The 16,036-nt window shown below is 72.8% G+C and carries 19 protein-coding genes; 11 read left to right on the top strand and 8 right to left on the bottom strand.

Translation table 11 applies throughout. The annotated features are described in order from the left end of the window. The first annotated feature begins 116 nt into the window (after positions 1–116). The 3 genes from AB0L33_RS10760 (at position 117) to AB0L33_RS10750 (ending at position 3,059) form a co-directional block, all read left to right on the top strand. Complete coding sequence (locus AB0L33_RS10760) at positions 117–1,181, top strand: HNH endonuclease (RefSeq protein ID WP_365679793.1); 1,065 nt, start codon at positions 117–119, stop codon at positions 1,179–1,181. A 259-nt stretch (positions 1,182–1,440) separates the two neighbouring features. Continuing rightward, positions 1,441–2,400 carry a threonine/serine dehydratase gene (locus AB0L33_RS10755; RefSeq protein ID WP_365680128.1) on the top strand — a complete coding sequence of 320 codons (960 nt, stop codon included), beginning with the start codon at positions 1,441–1,443 and terminating at the stop codon, positions 2,398–2,400. Positions 2,401–2,540: 140 nt separating this feature from the next. Then, entirely contained in the window at positions 2,541–3,059 is a 519-nt protein-coding gene (locus AB0L33_RS10750) for a GNAT family N-acetyltransferase (protein WP_365679791.1), read from the top strand. Positions 3,060–3,074: 15 nt separating this feature from the next. On the opposite strand, the gene AB0L33_RS10745 is transcribed toward AB0L33_RS10750, so the two are convergent. Further along, positions 3,075–4,130, bottom strand: coding sequence for a hypothetical protein (locus tag AB0L33_RS10745; RefSeq protein ID WP_365679789.1), 1,056 nt, complete (start codon positions 4,128–4,130; stop codon positions 3,075–3,077). 23 nt (positions 4,131–4,153) lie between these two features. Further along, complete coding sequence (locus AB0L33_RS10740; protein WP_365679787.1) at positions 4,154–4,504, bottom strand: MerR family transcriptional regulator; 351 nt, start codon at positions 4,502–4,504, stop codon at positions 4,154–4,156. A 74-nt stretch (positions 4,505–4,578) separates the two neighbouring features. Between AB0L33_RS10740 and AB0L33_RS10735 the strand changes: the two genes are divergently transcribed. The 5 genes from AB0L33_RS10735 (at position 4,579) to AB0L33_RS10715 (ending at position 8,238) form a co-directional block, all read left to right on the top strand. Next, positions 4,579–4,929 (top strand): putative quinol monooxygenase, encoded by a 351-nt coding sequence (locus tag AB0L33_RS10735; protein WP_365679785.1) that lies wholly within the window; start codon positions 4,579–4,581, stop codon positions 4,927–4,929. Beyond that, positions 4,926–5,114: a hypothetical protein gene (locus AB0L33_RS10730; RefSeq protein WP_365679784.1), complete on the top strand. Its 189-nt coding sequence runs from the start codon at positions 4,926–4,928 to the stop codon at positions 5,112–5,114. The genes AB0L33_RS10735 and AB0L33_RS10730 overlap by 4 nt, the downstream gene beginning before the upstream one ends. Positions 5,115–5,155: 41 nt before the next feature. After that, the gene (locus AB0L33_RS10725; protein WP_365679782.1) at positions 5,156–6,052 is read left to right on the top strand and encodes an aminoglycoside 3'-phosphotransferase/choline kinase family protein; all 897 of its coding nucleotides are present in this window, start codon (positions 5,156–5,158) and stop codon (positions 6,050–6,052) included. 108 nt (positions 6,053–6,160) lie between these two features. Then, a complete protein-coding gene (locus AB0L33_RS10720; protein WP_365680126.1) occupies positions 6,161–7,390 on the top strand; it encodes an MFS transporter in 1,230 nt (409 codons plus the stop codon). A 74-nt stretch (positions 7,391–7,464) separates the two neighbouring features. After that, a complete protein-coding gene (locus tag AB0L33_RS10715; protein WP_365679780.1) occupies positions 7,465–8,238 on the top strand; it encodes a class I SAM-dependent methyltransferase in 774 nt (257 codons plus the stop codon). A 38-nt stretch (positions 8,239–8,276) separates the two neighbouring features. On the opposite strand, the gene AB0L33_RS10710 is transcribed toward AB0L33_RS10715, so the two are convergent. The 4 genes from AB0L33_RS10710 to AB0L33_RS10695 form a co-directional block, all read right to left on the bottom strand. Beyond that, positions 8,277–9,164 (bottom strand): hypothetical protein, encoded by an 888-nt coding sequence (locus AB0L33_RS10710; RefSeq protein ID WP_365679778.1) that lies wholly within the window; start codon positions 9,162–9,164, stop codon positions 8,277–8,279. Beyond that, a complete protein-coding gene (locus tag AB0L33_RS10705; protein WP_365679776.1) occupies positions 9,161–9,499 on the bottom strand; it encodes a PadR family transcriptional regulator in 339 nt (112 codons plus the stop codon). Before AB0L33_RS10705 ends, AB0L33_RS10710 begins: the two co-directional genes overlap by 4 nt. Before the next feature lie 24 nt (positions 9,500–9,523). Next, on the bottom strand, positions 9,524–10,816 hold the full coding sequence (locus AB0L33_RS10700; protein ID WP_365679774.1) for an MFS transporter: 1,293 nt from the start codon (positions 10,814–10,816) through the stop codon (positions 9,524–9,526). 191 nt (positions 10,817–11,007) lie between these two features. Next, positions 11,008–11,964, bottom strand: a complete 957-nt coding sequence (locus tag AB0L33_RS10695; protein WP_365679772.1) for a LysR family transcriptional regulator — start codon at positions 11,962–11,964, stop codon at positions 11,008–11,010. Positions 11,965–12,054: 90 nt separating this feature from the next. Between AB0L33_RS10695 and AB0L33_RS10690 the strand changes: the two genes are divergently transcribed. The 3 genes from AB0L33_RS10690 (at position 12,055) to AB0L33_RS10680 (ending at position 14,319) form a co-directional block, all read left to right on the top strand. Continuing rightward, entirely contained in the window at positions 12,055–13,530 is a 1,476-nt protein-coding gene (locus AB0L33_RS10690; RefSeq protein WP_365679771.1) for an MFS transporter, read from the top strand. 66 nt (positions 13,531–13,596) lie between these two features. Then, on the top strand, positions 13,597–14,037 hold the full coding sequence (locus AB0L33_RS10685; protein WP_365679769.1) for a hypothetical protein: 441 nt from the start codon (positions 13,597–13,599) through the stop codon (positions 14,035–14,037). A gap of 57 nt (positions 14,038–14,094) precedes the next feature. Beyond that, positions 14,095–14,319 carry a DUF2277 domain-containing protein gene (locus AB0L33_RS10680; protein WP_147972665.1) on the top strand — a complete coding sequence of 75 codons (225 nt, stop codon included), beginning with the start codon at positions 14,095–14,097 and terminating at the stop codon, positions 14,317–14,319. Here the strand turns inward: AB0L33_RS10680 and AB0L33_RS10675 are convergent. Further along, positions 14,306–14,965: a VTT domain-containing protein gene (locus tag AB0L33_RS10675; protein ID WP_365679766.1), complete on the bottom strand. Its 660-nt coding sequence runs from the start codon at positions 14,963–14,965 to the stop codon at positions 14,306–14,308. The two genes, AB0L33_RS10680 and AB0L33_RS10675, sit on opposite strands and share 14 nt — an antisense overlap. Positions 14,966–15,202: 237 nt before the next feature. Beyond that, positions 15,203–15,661 carry a DoxX family protein gene (locus tag AB0L33_RS10670; protein ID WP_365679763.1) on the bottom strand — a complete coding sequence of 153 codons (459 nt, stop codon included), beginning with the start codon at positions 15,659–15,661 and terminating at the stop codon, positions 15,203–15,205. Between the last annotated feature and the right edge of the window lie 375 nt (positions 15,662–16,036).

Below are 16,036 nucleotides of genomic sequence, written 5' to 3'. Positions count from 1 at the left end.
CACGCAGCCCTCAAAAGGCAGTGGCCAGGCCGAGTTGCTTCGGAACGGGGAGGTGGTGCCATGGCGGTGTCGCGAAAGTCGAGGGCGTTGTCAGTGCTCGGTCCTACGATCCTCCTATGCGAAGAGGAGCGATCACGAGAGAGTCCGTGCTCAAGGTCCTGGCGGAGCATGACGAGCTGGGGCGTGAAGACTTTCTGGCGAAGTACGGCTTCGGGGAGGCGCGGTCCTACGTCCTGGTTCATGACGGTCACGAGTACGACTCCAAGGCCGTCGCCGGGGTCGCTCACAAGTGGGATCAAGGGCGAGCCCTCACTCGGGACGAGTTCAGCGGCGGCAAGGACCACGCCGTGGCGTGGCTCAAGCGGGTGGGCTTCCAGGTCAAGTCCATCAAGAACCCGGACTGGGCACGCGACGAGATCATCCTTGCCTGTCAGCTGGTGATGGAGAACGGTTGGAAAGGGCTGGACGCCGGGGACGCCCGGGTAGTGGAGCTGTCCGCCCTGCTTCAGCTGCTTCCCATCCACGCCGAGGCGGACCGCAACGAGAAGTTCCGCAACCCCAACGGTGTCGCTCGTAAGACGTTCGACATCGCCACCCGGCACCCCGAGTACCAGGGGAAGCCCACCAACGGCGGCGCGCTGGACGTCGCGGTGCTGCACGAGTTCCTTGCCCGGCCGCAGGAGATGACCGAGGCCGCGAGGCTGATCCGGCAGGGCATCGCAACTGGCGACTTGCAGTCCTTCGTGCCGACCGAGGAAGAGGAGTTCGGCGACGACTTTAGTGCGCCCGAGGGGCGGCTGCTCATGCGCTGGCACAGGGCGCGCGAGCGGAACAAGGGCCTGCGCAAGAAGAAGATCGCCTCCGTCCTCAAGAGCGGTGGACAGCTCACGTGTGAGGCTTGCGGCTTCGACTTCGAGAAGATCTACGGAGACCGCGGTGCCGGGTACATCGAGTGCCATCACGTCCTTCCGCTCCACGTAGCGGGGGAGGGGCACACCAAGCTCAGCGATCTCGCTCTCATCTGCGCCAACTGTCACCGCATGATCCATCGGAGCGCGCCATGGCCAACCCCCGAGGAGCTGCGAGCCTCGATCGAGCAGAAGCATGCGAACGACAGGCGCGCCGCAGTGGCTGTGTCGCGACCGCGCAGGCCGGCTGACGAGCAGATGCCAAACCCGTGAGCTGACATCCACTCCTGACATCAACGTCGGCGTACAGCGGCGGCCGTGGGGAGCCCACGACGGCAGCTGCAGTGGAGTCCGTTAAGGTGCTCAGACACCTCGGGTCGAACTTACAAAGCAGATGTCGGCGGTTCGAAACCGTCCGCGCCCACCGGTTCCGAGGGCCCCCAGTCACGTATGGCTGGGGGCCCTCGGCGTGCCGCTCGACCGTTGGTGTTGAGTGGTCGCCGTGGCTCGGGTGACATGGGAGGGAAACGTGCTGATCACCGTTGCGGATGTGGAAGCCGAGGCCGGGCGGATTGCCGGGCATGTCGTGCGGACGCCGACCGTGCCCAGCCCCGGGCTCTCCGCCTTCCTCGGGGTGCCGGTCACCACGAAGCTGGAACTGCTCCAGCGCACCGGCTCCTTCAAGGCGCGCGGTGCGACGGCGAAGCTGCTCGCGCTCACCGAGGCCGAGCGTGCCGCGGGGGTCGTCGCGGTGAGCGGGGGCAATCACGGGATCGCGGTCGCGGAGATGGCCGGTGCGCTGGACATCAAGGCGACCGTTGTGATGCCCCGGTCCGCCCCCGCCCGCGCCGTGGAGATCGCCGAGGCGGCCGGGGCGAACGTCGTCCTCGCCGACACCATGGGCGGCGCCTTCGCCCTGGTGGACGAACTCCGGGAGTCGGGGCTCGCGTTGGTCCACCCCTTCGGTGACCCCGTCGTCGTCGCGGGACAGGGCACCGTCGGCCTGGAGCTGGCGGAGGATGCCGGTGAGCTCACCGACGTACTCGTCAGCATCGGTGGCGGGGGGCTGATCTCCGGCGTCGCGACCGCGCTGCGCGCGCGTCGTCCGGGGGTACGGATCTGGGGCGTCGAGACCGAGGGCGCGCGAGCCATGTCGGAGGCCCTGGCCGCCGGAGGGCCGGTGCCGGTCGAACTGTCCTCGATCGTCTCGACGTTGAGCGCCCCCAGCGCCTCACCGCTCACCTACGCCCACGTCTCGGCGATGGTCACCGATGTCCTCACCGTGACCGACGCCGAGGCCGTGCAGGGCACCCTCGACCTCGCGGAGCACGCGAAGGTCTGGGCCGAGCCCGCCGCCGGATGCCTGCTGCCCGCGGCACGCCAGGTGCTCGAGCGCGTCGGGGACGGCGCCAGGCTCGGTCTGGTCGTCTGCGGCGGCAATGCGACCACCGCCGACGTGACCACCTGGGCCGAACGCTTCGGGCTGCGCTGACCCGGGCCCCGCGCTGAGGAGGGATGCGCGTCGACCTCGTTCGCATCGCGAGGCGGTGGCGGCTGGTCACGATGACCTCCTCACGGTCACCGGGGCAGGATGGCAGGCTGGTCCGACAATCGCGCCCGCACCCATGGAGGATGACCGTGTCCGAAGTCCTGGTTCGTCCCCGCGAGGACGCCGATCTGGGCGCGGCGGCTGCCGTGCTCGCCGGTGTTCATGAGTCCGACGGGTATCCCGTCGAAGGGGTGGCGGACCCCGAGGCGTGGTTGTCGCCGGAAGGGCTGATCGCGGCCTGGGTCGCCGAGCTCGACGGGCGGGTCGTGGGACATGTCGCGGTCAACCGGGCCCGGCGCGGGGAGGACGTGGCGCGGCTCTGGCGGGAGAGCGGGGGTGCCGGGGACGGGGAGGTCGCGGTGCTGGCCCGGTTCTTCGTGGGGCGGGACGCGCGGGGCGCCTCCGCCGGTGCGCGGCTCATGGGGGCGGCGGAGGCGTATGCCCGGGCGCACGGGCTGCCGTTGGTGCTGGAGGTGCTGACCAAGGACGCCGCTGCCATCCGGCTGTACGAACGGCTCGGATGGCAGCGGATCGGGGAGCTCCGGCACTTCTTCGCCGGGCGGCACTTCGACGCCCTGTGCTTCGCGGCGCCGGGTGCGTGAGGGGGACCGGAGCGGTCAGACGGCGGCCGGTGACGTGTGGGCGTACCACGTCTCCGTCTCGTCCGGCGGCAGTACGCGGATGAGTTCCGCCCTTCCCGGCAGGTGCGGGAAGAAACGGTCGGCGTTCCAGGTGCGTGCGTAGGAGGGGGTGTCCAGGACCAGCAGCCGGCGGCCGGACACCACCGGGATGTCGTCCGGCAGGCCCTCGTTCCAGATGCGGGTGCCGTCCGGGGCGAGGAGTTCGAAGAAGCCGGTCGCCACCGCGTCCGATTCGCTCTCGGCGGGCTCGGGGCTCGTCGCCAGGCGGACGCTCTCCGCGGAGGGGGCCGTGCCGGGGACGTGGCCGCCACCGACCAGGACGTGGGCGAGCAGGGTGTGGAGCTGGAAGTTGTCCCCGATGCCGTCGACACGTATCTCGAACCCCTGGCCCGTGGGGCGGTGGAGCACGATCACGGGCTCGTCGTTCAGCACCGCCAGCGCGTACGACAGGCACTTGAGGTCGTGCCGGTCCAGGGCCTCCACCGCGCGGCAGAGCGGGACGACGTCCGACGCGTACCGGCGGCGCACCTCCGAGCTGCGGCACAGCACCGCGAGGGCGGGCGGCTGCCACTGCTCCAGGGCGCACCAGGCGAGGGCGAGGCGGGTCGCCTCGTAGTCGTCGTCCCCCAGCCGGGCCAGGAACGCGTCGTCGATCGACTCCGCCTCCGGAGCGGGGAGTTCGTTGCCTGTCGCCGTCCAGCGGCGCGCGAACTCCGCCGCGTCCAGCAGGTCCCGGCGGGCGCCGTCCAGGATCGGTTCCGCGCAGGCCAGCGGGTCGGCGCCCCGCTCGACGCAGTAGCCGGCGGCCATCGCCAGCATCGGGCGCGGGCCGGTCGGCGGGAAGGCGGGGAGCAGGGCCGCGAGGCGCGGCCCCGCGTCGAGGCACTCGGCGTCCGACGCCTGCTGTGCACTGTTCATCACGGCGCCGAACGCCTGCCCGGTGCGGTCGCCGTCGCGGGCGGCGACCGCCTCTTCCAGGTCGGACACGGCGGCGGTGAGGCGCGCGGCCTCGGGCTTCCTGTTGAAGATCACCGGCACACCCTAGGGTGTGCCCGTCACGCCTCCTCCGCCCGGGCCGCCGTGACCAGGACGGCCAGGGACGAGCGGGTCTCCTGGAGGGCGGAGATGCGGTCGTCCAGGCCCCGGAGGTGCTGTTCCAGGGTGTCCAGCTTGCACAGGGCCACCGTGCCGTCCTGTCGTACGCACGGGAGCAGGTCGCGGATGGTCCGGGTCGGCAGTCCCGCGTCCAGCAGCGAGCGGATGCGGCGGACCACGGCGGGGGCGTCGGGGTCGTAGCGGCGGTGACCGCCCCCGGCGCGGTGGGAGGCGAGGAGGCCCTGCTCCTCGTAATAGCGCAGCAGCCGGACCGAGGTGCCGGTCTCCGCGGCCAGATCGCCGATCTTCATGTGGCGCGCCTCACATATTCGGGCCCCGCGGGCTCTTGAACCTCACATCAATGTCAGATCCTAGCGTGGCGGGCATGACGAATCAGCGAGTCAACTCCCTTGCCCTCTACGGATTCCTGCGGCCGCGCCCGGAGTACGCCGACGAGGTCCGGCGCACGCTCTCCGACCTGGTCGGGCCCACCCGGAACGAACCCGGCAATCTGGCGTACCACCTCCACGAGCAGGAGGACGGGCGGTTCTTCCTGTACGAGGTGTGGCGCTCGCAGGAAGACCTGGACCGGCACAACACCCTGCCCGCGCTGCGCGCCTTCCTCGACAACCTGTCGACCTTCCTGGAGGGCCCGCCCGAGGTGTACTTCGACACCATGATCAGTCCGTACGCGGACTCCGCGGAGAGCGCTCCACTCGGTACAGTCCCCGTGTGACCAGCGAGCACGAACCGACGATTCCCGAGATCACCCGCACCGACTGCGCGCGGTGCGGCACCGAGGTGCACGGTCTGGCCGGGCGGTACGCCTGTGCGCTCTGCGGGTGGGTCAACCACTACTCGGAGGGGCACGAGGAACTGCCCGGCCTGGACGCGGACCCCGACCACGGGCGCGGCCGATAACGCGTTGTCCCGCATCCGTGCCGTGGCCTACGGTCCCGGTCATGCCGACTGACGAGGATGCCGACCGGACCGTGCCCCACGCGGCCGTCGAGGAGTTGTGCCGGCGCGTCGGCGTCGGTGGCGTACCGGTCGTCCGGTTCCCCGAGGGGTCCGTGCCCGTCTACGCGGTCGGTGACGGGCACGTCCTCAAGCTCTTCCCGGAGGCCGACGGGCGGCACGCCCGCGTGGAGGAGCGGGTCCTCGGCCATCTGCAAGACCGGCTGCCCGTGCCGACCCCCCGGCTGCACGGGGCCGGCCCGGTCGGCGACGGGTGGCGGTACGTCCTGATGTCCCGGCTGCACGGCGAGGACCTGGCGCCCGCCTGGGCCCGGGTGCCGCGTCGGGACCGGGAACGGATCGTCACCGAGGCCGGCGAGCTGCTCGCGGCGCTGCACGCCCTCGACCCGGCACCGCTCGCCGACGTCCTCGGGCCAAAGGACTGGGGCGGTTTCCTGGACCGGCAGGCCGCGGGCGCGGTCGAGCGGCAACGGGTGCGCGGGCTGGCCGAGGGGTGGCTGGAGCAGATCCCGGACTTCCTCGCCTCGGTCCCGCTGCCGCGCGCCCCGCGTGCGGCCCTGCTGCACACCGAGGTGATGCGGCAGCACCTGCTGGCCGACGCGGACGGCTGGCGGCTGACCGGACTCATCGACTTCGAGCCCGCCATGACCGGGGACCCGGCGTACGACTTCGTGGCCGTCGGCCTGTTCGTCACCGGCGGGGACCCGGGCCTGCTGGGGCGGCTGAGCAGGGCGTACGGCCGGACCTTCGACCCGTCCGTGCTGCTGGCGTACACCTTGCTGCACGTGTACAGCGATCTGCCGTGGTACCTCCGGGAGATGCCGCGTCCTGCCGGGGAGACGCTGTCCGAGCTCGCCGGGACGTGGTTCGGGGTGGCCTGACGCCCGCACGTGCGCGCCGGGCGTGCGCCCTGCGTTCCCGAAACCCGGGTGCCGTGCCCGCCGTGCCGCCCCTACCCTGCCGCCATGGGTGACGGGCGCGAAGGACTGATGGCTGTCGACGACCAGGTGAAGGAGTCGCCTTCCCCGCTGCGATTGCCCGCCTTCCGGCGGTTCCTGCTCGCCCATCTGATCTCCGCGACCGGGTCCGCGATGGCCCCGGTCGCCCTGGCGTTCGCGGTGATCGAGCAGGGCGGGGGAGCGCGGTCGCTGGGGATCGTGCTGACGGCCAACACCGTGCCGGCCCTGGTCCTGCTGCTCGTCGGCGGGGCGCTGGCGGACCGGGTGTCGCGCAGCCGGATCCTTTTCCTCGGGAACCTGGGTGCCGGGGCGGCGCAGGGGGTCGTCGCGGTGCTGGTCGCGACCGGGACGGCGAGCACCGCCGCGATGAGCGCGTGTGCGTGCGCCTCGGGGGCGGCGGCCGCGTTCACCGCGCCGGCGGCCCAGGGGGTCGTGCCCCGGCTCGTGGAGCCGGGGCGGCTTCAGCAGGCCAACGCGCTGGTCCGGGGGCCCAGGAACGCGGTCAAGGTGGCCGGACCCGTCGTCGGCGGGTTCGTCGTCGCCCTGACCGGGCCCGCCTGGGCGCTCGGGTGGGATGCCGTGACCTTCGTCGTGGCCGCGCTCCTGCTGGCGGGGCTGCGGCTCGCGGGGGCGGTGCCCGCCGGACGTCCGGGCGCGGGCCTGGTGGCCGATCTGCGGGTCGGGTGGGCCGGTTTCAGGTCCCGGGTGTGGCTGTGGAGTTTCACCCTGTCCGGAACGGCGGTCGTGGCCGCCTGGCTGGCCGGGTACCAACTGCTGGGGCCGCTCGTGGCGGACCGCAGCTACGCGGGCGCCGGTTCCTGGGGGCTGGTGCAGGGGGCGTTCGCGGCGGGGCTGCTCGCGGGGACGTTCGTCTGTCTGCTGTGGAAGCCGCAACGGCTCGTGCTGGTCGCCGTGGTGACGAGTTCCGGGCTCTTCCTGCCGCTCGCCGCGATGGGGTTCGGGCTGCCGCTGATCTGGGTGCTGGGCGCGGCCGTCGTCGCCGGGGCGGGAATGGACGTGGCCGTCGTCGCCTGGTCCACCGTCATGCAGCAGCAGGTCCCCGACGAGGAGTTGGGGCGGCTCAACGCCTTCAACTCGCTGGGGGAGCAGATCGCCATCCCGGCCGGCTACCTCCTGGTCGCCGTCGCGTCCGCGTACTGGTCCAGCGGGCGCATCCTCCTGGTGTGCTCCGCCGTCGTTCTCGCCGCCGGGGTGGCCAACGCCTGCGTACGCGACGTGCGCCGGATCAGACGGCTGTGAGGTGCGTCGGGGCTTCGGGCCGGGCCGAAGGGTCGTTGGTTTGCATATGTCGTTCACCGACCTATAGTGGCGCCATGGCATCCAAGAAGAACCTCGTCGCCAACCGTGAGTCCCTTGCCCACAAGGTCCGTTACGCCGCGACCCGGCCGGACCGCATCGCGCCCTACCTGAAGCGGGCGGCCCGCGACCGGTGGCTGGCGTTCAAGCACCCGGACCACGTGAACTACTACCGGGCCGTGATGGCCTCGGACACCCGGCGCAACCCGGAGGCCGCCGTCGGCAGCCAGACGCACGAACGGTGGCTCGCCCTGGGGCAGATGCAGTTCGACTACCTCGTGGAGCACGGGCTCGCCCCCGGGGCCCGGATGCTCGACATCGGGTGCGGCAACCTCCGGGCCGGCTGGCGGTTCATCGACTATCTGGAGGCCGGGCACTACTACGGCATCGACATCTCGCCCGACATCCTGATCGCCGCCAAGGAGACCCTGACCGCGCAGGGGCTCCAGGCCAAGGTGCCGCACCTGACCATCACCAAGGACCTGACGCTGGACTTCCTGCCGGACGCGTACTTCGACGTCGTCCACGCGCACAGCGTCTTCTCGCACTCGCCGGTCGAGATCATCGAGGAGTGCCTGGCCCACGTGGGCCGCGTCCTGGCGCCCGGCGGGCACTTCGACTTCACCTTCGACCGCACCACGGGCACCGAACACCAGGTGCTGCGCGAGGACTTCTACTACCGCACCGAGACCCTGACCGCCCTCGCCGCCAAGCACGGGCTGCGGGCGCGGTTCATGGAGGACTGGGAGAAGCTGGGGCACGGGCAGTCGAAGATACGCGTGACCGCCTGACAGCCCGCCCGCACCGGCCCGCGCCCGGCCGGCTGTCCTCAGCCCGTGCTCGTCCCGCCCCGCAGCCGCCACAGCCGCAGCGCCACCCCCGCCGCCGCCACGACCGCCAGCGCCGGGACCGCGGTGTCCCGGTCCACCACCCCGGCGCAGTACCCCATCGCGACGAACGGCGCCCCGGCCAGCGCGAACCGGCCCGGCGTGCGGAGCCGGGCCAGCGCCGGGCGGCCCGCGAGGAGGAGGGCGGCGGCCATCGGGACGCCCAACCGCCAGAACAGGTACGTCAGATGGCTGCCGGGGTCCGCCAGGGCCAGTGCGGCCACCGCGAGCCCCGTCCACAGCAGCAGCGCGACACGGGCCGCAGTGCCCAGGGCGCGGCCGGGCGGGCGCAGGTCCGGCGGACAGGCCAGCGGCAGCGCGGCCACCGCGACCGGGGCCAGGAGATACGGGGCGGCGGCGGCCGGGGGCAGCACCCCGGCCGTCAGCGGGACCGCGAGGAGCGCGAGCTCCTGGAGCAGGGCGCCCGCGAACGCCCACCGCGCCCCCGCCGCGAACCGCCCGCCCAGCGCCAGGACCGCCCCCGCCAGCGTCACCAGGTCGCAGCCGGTCATGACGAAGCTGAGCGGGACCAGGAAGTCCGGATTCCCGCTCAGCCGCCAGTCGCCGAGCATCGAGACCAGCCCGAAGGCGGCGTACGCGGCCGTCGCGGCCAGCGCGAAGGGCGCCGCGGCGGCGAACAGGCGGCCGGCGGGCTGCGCGGAGCCGAGGCGCATCCGCATCCGCAGCGCGTGCGCCACCAGGTCGCCCGCCTCCCGGAACCGGGCGGTCCGGCCCGCGCCCTCGGTCGCCTCGCGGTACGCCTCCGCGATCTCCGGCCCGAATGCGTGGCGGTAACCGGCCGGGTAGAGCCGCAGCAGCGGGGTGCTCATGCGGTGGCCGGCTTCCCGGCGGCACCCAGGCGCCGGGTCGCCTCGCGCGCGGTGGCGGCGATCCGGCGGGCCTCGGCGGCCAGGGTCTCCCGGCCGGTCGTGGTGAGCGTGTAGGTGCGGCGCAGCCTGCTGTCCACGACCTCCTCCGCGTGCACCTCGATCAGGCCCTCGTTCAGCAGGCGCTCCAGCGCCCCGTACAGCGTGCCGGTGCGCATCTTCACCCGGCCGCCGGAGATCGTCTCGACCTCGCGCGCGATGGCGTAACCGTGCCGGGGCTCGTCCGCCAGGGCGGTCAGGAGGAGGAGGGTCGGTTCCTGCATCGCGCGTTCGCTCATGCCCGCATCGTACGCCACCATGGGTCACTCACCGGCATATGCGGGGTCGCTCTGAGCTGCGACGGGAAGGACTTTTCCGAGGCGGGCCAAGGGGGAGAGCGCCATGAACAGCGGGGAGAGGGCGAGGGCGAGCGCCGTGACGAGGAGGCTGGGGCGCAGCCCCCACGTCCCCGCGAGGAAGCCGCCGAGCAGGGAGCCGAAGGGGGTGAGGCCCATCCCGGCGAAGTTGACCGTCGCCACCACCCGGGCCTGGATGCGGACCGGAGTGACCGCCTGCCGTACGGACATCACCGTGACGTTGACCAGCTGACCGAACGTACCGAAGACCAGGTTGACGGCCATCAGCACCGGCAGGACCAGGGGCCCGGGGCCGTGCAGCGCCGGTACGCCGAGCATCACGCCGTCCGCGAGGACCGCCGACCCCACCAGCACCACGCCGTACCCCAGCCGCTCCGGCAGCCTCGCCGCGAGCAGCGACCCGAGCACCGCGCCCGGGCCGGTCGCCGCGAGCGCCAGGCCCACCTCGGCCCCGGACAGGCCCAGTTCGCGCGGCAGGAACAGCAGATAGACCGTCATCAGCGCGGCGAGCGAGAACTGGAACAGGGCCGACGCCAGTCCCACCGCACGCAGCGCCGGGTGCCGGGCCACGAAGCGGAGCCCTTCGTGGATGCGCCGCAGGACCGGCGCCGGGGCCCCGGCCGGGGCGGGCACGCGTTCGGGGCGGCGGATGCGGCCGATCGACACGGCCGACAACACGAAGAAGCCCGCACCGGTGACGACGGCGAGCAGCGGCGAGAACACCGACATCAGCGCCCCGCCGAGCGCCGGCCCGCCGATCCGCGCCGCCGACCTGCTGCCCTCCAGCGCGCTGTTGCCCCGCATCAGCAGCCCGCGGTCCACCAGCCGCACCAGCGACGCCTGGTAGGCCACGTCGAAGAACACGCTGCCCACCCCGAGCAGGGCGGCCACCACGAGCAGGACCGGCAGCCCGAGCACGCCGAGGAGACAGGCCAGGGGGACCGCCGCCAGGGCCAGTGCGCGGCCGAGATCCGCGGCCACCATCACCGTGCGGGTGCGGCGGCGGTCCGCCCACGCGCCCGCGAACAGCGACAGCAGCAGGATCGGCGCCTGCTCGACCGCACGGAGCAGACCGAGCGCGCCCGCGTCGGCGTGCAACGAGACGACGGCGACCAGCGGCAGGACGACCAGGAGCGCCTGCTCGCCGAACTGCGAGGCGGTCTGCCCGGCCCACAGGCACAGGAAGCCGGAGTCCCGCCGGAGAGCGGGGGAGGAGGGAGTACGGGAAACGGGATGCACGAAGGCCCCTTGAGCAGCGGACGGCAGGGCTCCGCCACCGCCCGGCGCAGGGTGCGCGTCGGCGGTCCGGCGGAAAGGGCTCGCTGTGCCGCGCTCGGAGGCAGCACGCGATGACGGGTCGTGCTACGGCGTCAGCGCGTGCTCGGGCTACCGGGCAACTTCCCCTCCTCGGGTCGTCGGTCGGTGGGAGATTAGCCGCCCGGCGGGACGGGGGACAGCGGATTTCCGGCGCCGTCGTCCGGGGCCTCCTCGCGGGCCAGTTGCCGGAAGCACTCCCGCAGCCAGGCGTGTGCCGGATCGGCGTCGTGGCGCGGGTGCCAGGCCATGCCGAAGGGGAGCGGCGGCAGCGGGAACGGGATCTCGAACGTCCGCAGACCCAGAGGTTCCGTCAACGGGCGCGTCCGCAGGGAGGTCAGCCCGACCAGGTCGCTGCCGAGCAGGATGAACAGCGACGACGGCAGGGTGCCCACGGAGGCCACGACCCGCCTGCTCAGCCCGAGTTCGGCGAGCGCGGTGTCCACCGGGCCCGTCGTCCGGCCGCGACGGGACACCGTCAGATGGTCGGCGGCGGCGAACCGGGCCGGGGTGATCTCCCCGTCCAGGAGCGGGTGGCCCGGGCGCACCACGCCCAGCATCCGGTCGTCGTAGAGGTGTTCGCGGCGCACCTCCGGGGAGCGCGTGTCGAGCACCCCCACCTCCAGGTCGGCGGCGCCCTCGCGCAGGAAGGGGCCGTCCACATGGCTCTCCATCAGGAAGCGGAGCCGTACGCCCGGCGCCTCGTGGGCGATCCGGGCGAACAGGGCCGGGCCGGAGACCGCCGCCAGGGTGTCCTGGGCCAGCACCGTGAACGTCCGCGACAGGGCGCGCAGATCCACCTTGCCGCCCGACAGGAACAGCCCGCGCGCCCGCTCCACGACCGCGCGCACCTCGACGTGGATGCCCAGGGCATGCGGGGTGGGCACCATCGTGTGCCCGGCACGCACCAGCACCGGATCACCGAGCGCCTTGCGGATGCGGCCGAGGGTGCGGCTCATCGCGGGCTCGGACAGATGCAGCCGGGCGGCGGCCCCGGAGACGCTGCATTCGTCGAGGAGGACGTCCAGGGCGACCAGAAGATTGAGGTCGAGGCCGGATTGCGTCACGTGCATACATCCCTTGTCGAAGATGCATTGGAAAGCAAGTCGCGCCAACTCTACGGTGGACGCACATCCCACTCACCACGGCTCCGAGGAGGAGCGTTGTCCCCGCATGCCCAGAAGCCCCCGCGCCTTACCCCTGCCGCGCAGTACGCCCTCTGTGCCTGTGTGCTCGTCGCGCAGGGCATGGTCGCCGCCGTCAATCTGCTCATCCCCCAGCTCGCCGCCTCCGCCCTGCACCCGTCCGCCGGCGAACTCCTCTGGGCGGTCGACGCGTACGTCATCGCCTTCGCCGGGCTGCTGATCCCGGCGGGTGCCCTCGGCGACCGCTTCGGCCGCAAGGGAGCCCTGCTCGCCGGACTCGGCCTCTTCGCGGGCGGCGCCGCCACCAGCGCGCTCGCCACCGGCCCCGCCGCGCTCATCGCCGGACGCGGGGTGTGCGGGGCCGGGGCCGCGCTGATCATGCCCGCGACCATGTCCCTCCTGATCACCCTCACCCCGCCCGCCCGCAGGTCCCAGGCGCTGGCGGCCTGGACGCTCGCGGCCGGCCTCGGCGGCCTCGCGGGCAACGTCGGAGGCGGCCTGGCCGGCCAGTTCTCCACCTGGCGCGCCCTGTTCTGGGCGATGGTGCCGCTCGCCGCGCTGCTCGCCCTCGCCGTCGCCCGTCTCTCGCCCCGCAGCCCCGAGCGCTCGGACGCCGCGCCCGAGCCGGTCGGCTCACTGCTGCTCGTCGCCGCCCTCACCGCCCTGGTGTACGGGATCATCGAGGGCCCGCCGCAGGGCTGGGGCTCGGCGCGGGTGCTGACCGCCTTCGGCCTCGGGGCCGTCATGCTCACCGTGTTCACCGTCCACGGGCTGCGCGTGGCACGTCCGCTGCTCGACCCCCGGATCTTCGCCTCGCCGGTGGTGCGCGCCGGAACACTGGGCATCGCCACGGCGTTCTTCGGCCTGTTCGCGCTGTTCTACGTCAATTCGCAGTACCTCCAGTACGTGAAGGGCTTCCCGGTCGGCCTCGCCGGGGTGGCGATCGTGCCGCTCACCGTGGGGATGGCCGTCATGCCGAAGTTTGGGGCGCGCTGGCAGGACCGGTACGGCATCCGCCCGGTGGCGGGCGGCGGGCTCACGGTCATCGGCCTGGGCCTGCTCCTCGTCTCGACCGCCGACGGCACCACCCCGTACGCCCTGTACGCCGTCTACCTCCTGGTCATCTCCGCCGGTACGGGGCTCTGCGCGCCCGCGCTGACCTCGGCCGTCGTCGTGGGGCTGCCCGCGCACCGCAGCGGGCTCGGCTCCGGGCTCAACACGGCGGCGCGTGAGATCGGGGCGGCGCTCGGTGTCGCCGTCGTCGGCACCGTGCTGGCGTCGGGAGCCGGCCCGGAGCACACCGGGGCCGCCCACGCCGCCGCCTTCGCCCCCGCGATGTCCGACGGGCTGCGGGTCGTGGCGGCGGTGCTCCTGGTCGCCACGGTGTTCGTGGTCCTGGGGTCGCCCGGGCGGCCGCGCGGGGCGGCGGAAGCGGCGGGGAGCGGGGACGGGGCGGAGACGGGGAGCGTCACCCGTACGGGCGTTTCCGCGTAGCCGTGCCGGGACGGGCGGCGCATGGTCGGTCTGACCTGTACGTTTCCATCCGGCCCTGGAGTCCTCATGGCACAGACCGCGCCCCCGCCGGGCACCCCGTCCTCGCCCGCCGCCCCGCGTCCGGGGGAGGAGAACCCCTGGGCCACCGGCGGGGTCATGTTCGCCGGTGTGCTGCTGCTGGTGGACGGGGTGCTCGACGCGATCAAGGGCATCGCCGGCATCGCGTCGGACGACGTGTACGCGCGGATCAACGACTACGTCTTCAAGTTCAACGTGACGGCCTGGGGCTGGATCCACCTCATCCTCGGCATCGTCATCGCGATCGTCGGCTGGGGCATCCTCAGGGGCTCCGCCTGGGCGCGCGGGGCCGGTGTGGGGCTCGCGGCGCTCAACATGATCGCCAACTTCATGTGGCTCCCCTACCAGCCGGTCTGGGCCGTGGTCTCCCTCGCCATCGACACCTTCGTCATCTGGGCCCTGTGCACGGCGCGGAAGCCGGTCATCTGACCGGCCCGTCCGGGCAGGGTGGGTGCCGTTGTCAGTGGCACGGGTCACACTGGACGCATGTGCCGCAGTATCAAGACGCTCCGACCGCCCGCCCTGCCCGAAGAGGCCACCGAGGAGGACATCCGCGCCGCCGCCCTGCAGTTCGTCCGCAAGGTGTCCGGCTTCCGCGCCCCGGCCGCGCACAACAGGGAAGTCTTCGACCGCGCCGTGGACGAGATCGCCGAGGCGACCGCCCGGCTGCTCGACGGCCTGGAGATACGGGGTGGTGTCAGGACGCCATAGGGGGCGCGGCGGCCGCTGCGGCGGCCGGGCGCCGCATGAGCAGCGCGGCGAAGGAGCCCGCGAGGAACAGGGCGAGGACCGAGACGGCCGTGCCCAGCCAGCTCGCGCCCAGCCACTGCGCGCCGAAGTAGCCGAGCCCCACGCTGTAGCCGGCCCAGGCCACGCCCGCGACGGCCGACCAGGGCAGGAATTCCTTCGCCTTGCGGTGCGAGGCGCCCGCGCCCAGCGAGACGACCGAGCGCCCGGCCGGGGCGAAGCGCGCGATGACGACGAGGATGCCGCCGCCCCGGCTCAGGGCGGCGCCGAGTCGTTCCTGCGCGGACGTCAGGCGGCGGGAGCGGGCGATGGCGCGGTCCAGCCGCTCGCCGCCGTGCCGGGCCAGCCGGTACGCGGCGAAGTCGCCGAGCACCGAGGCGGTGGCGGCGCACAGGACGAGGGCGAGCAGGGAGGGGACCTCGGTCACGTGGCGGGCGGCGCCCGCCGCGTCGGCGGCGACACCGGTGGTGCCGGCCGCGGCGGCCGTGGCGGCGGTGATCACCAGCACGCCGCTGGGCAGTACGGGGAGGAAGACGTCCAGCAGCACGGAGAGGGCGACCGCTACGTAGATCCATGGGCTGCCGGTCAGCGCACCCACACTCTCTAGCACCTTCTACTCCCCGATCGGTAACAACGCCGCGACGTCGCAGGGGAGCGGCAGGAGCGGCAGGGTCAGCTGTACAGCGTACGCCTGCCGTTCACCCGGTGATCCATATATATGCGTGATGTTGGGCACCCCGGTCGAGGGTGCCTCGCGTGCGTACCGCCGGGGAGCGGTTTTCCCGGCGGCACGCGAGGGTTGTGCGGGGCCCGGTCGGTCGGCGGGCCCGGGGGAGCGGGGAGGGGGTCAGACGGTGACCGGGGAGTTCTGTTCCTGGGAGTGGTCCCGGTCCTGCCGGTCCGGGGTGCGGGCGGTGAGGAGGTTGTCCAGGGCCAGGGCGCCGGGGCCGGTGAAGACGAGCAGCAAAAAGACCCAGCAGAAGACGGCCGACGGCTCGCCGCCGTTCTGCAGGGGGAGGAGGGCGTTCGACTGGTGGACCGTGAAGTAGGCGTACGCCATGGAGCCGGACGAGATCAGTGCGGCGAACCGGGTGCCGAGACCCAGGGCCACGAGGACGCCGCCGACGAGCTGGATCACCGCCGCGTACCAGCCCGGCCAGGTGCCGGCGGGTATGGACCCGCCACCGTGGGCGCCCCCTAGGACGCCGAAGATCGAGGCGGCGCCGTGGCAGGCGAAGAGCCCGCCGAGGACGATGCGGAAGAGCGCGAGGACATAGGGCTGGGCCCGGTGGAGGTGTGGAGTCATGGGGGAGGAGCTCCTTCGGTCTGGTGGGGACGTGAACCGACTGGGCGCAAAAGATTAGGTAGACCTCACCAATACTTGCAAGTTCAACGTTCTGTCGACTGGCTGGAATCTGACGGTCTGTTGTCGGCCGTTCGGCGCGCCAATACCGCCGCGAACTGGGCACCCTCGTTCCTTCGCTTGGCCTGAACCAATGGCGGCGCAGTTTTCCGGCCATGGGCGTCCGGTTCTGTCGTCGAGGGCTCCCACCACGGCACCCCCGGCTTTCACTGGAGTCCCACTGGAGTTCCGGGCCGCTTGCGCCCCGTTGGCGGACTGTGGGCCCGCCGGTGCGCCTGCGGGGTGGTGTATGGCTTGTCATGAACAGCCGTAGTAGGC

It is taken from the genome of Streptomyces sp. NPDC052299, assembly GCF_040679335.1.
Classification (GTDB): domain Bacteria; phylum Actinomycetota; class Actinomycetes; order Streptomycetales; family Streptomycetaceae; genus Streptomyces.
Note: the sequence above shows the minus strand (reverse complement) of the source record. Positions and strands in the feature narration are given on the sequence as shown.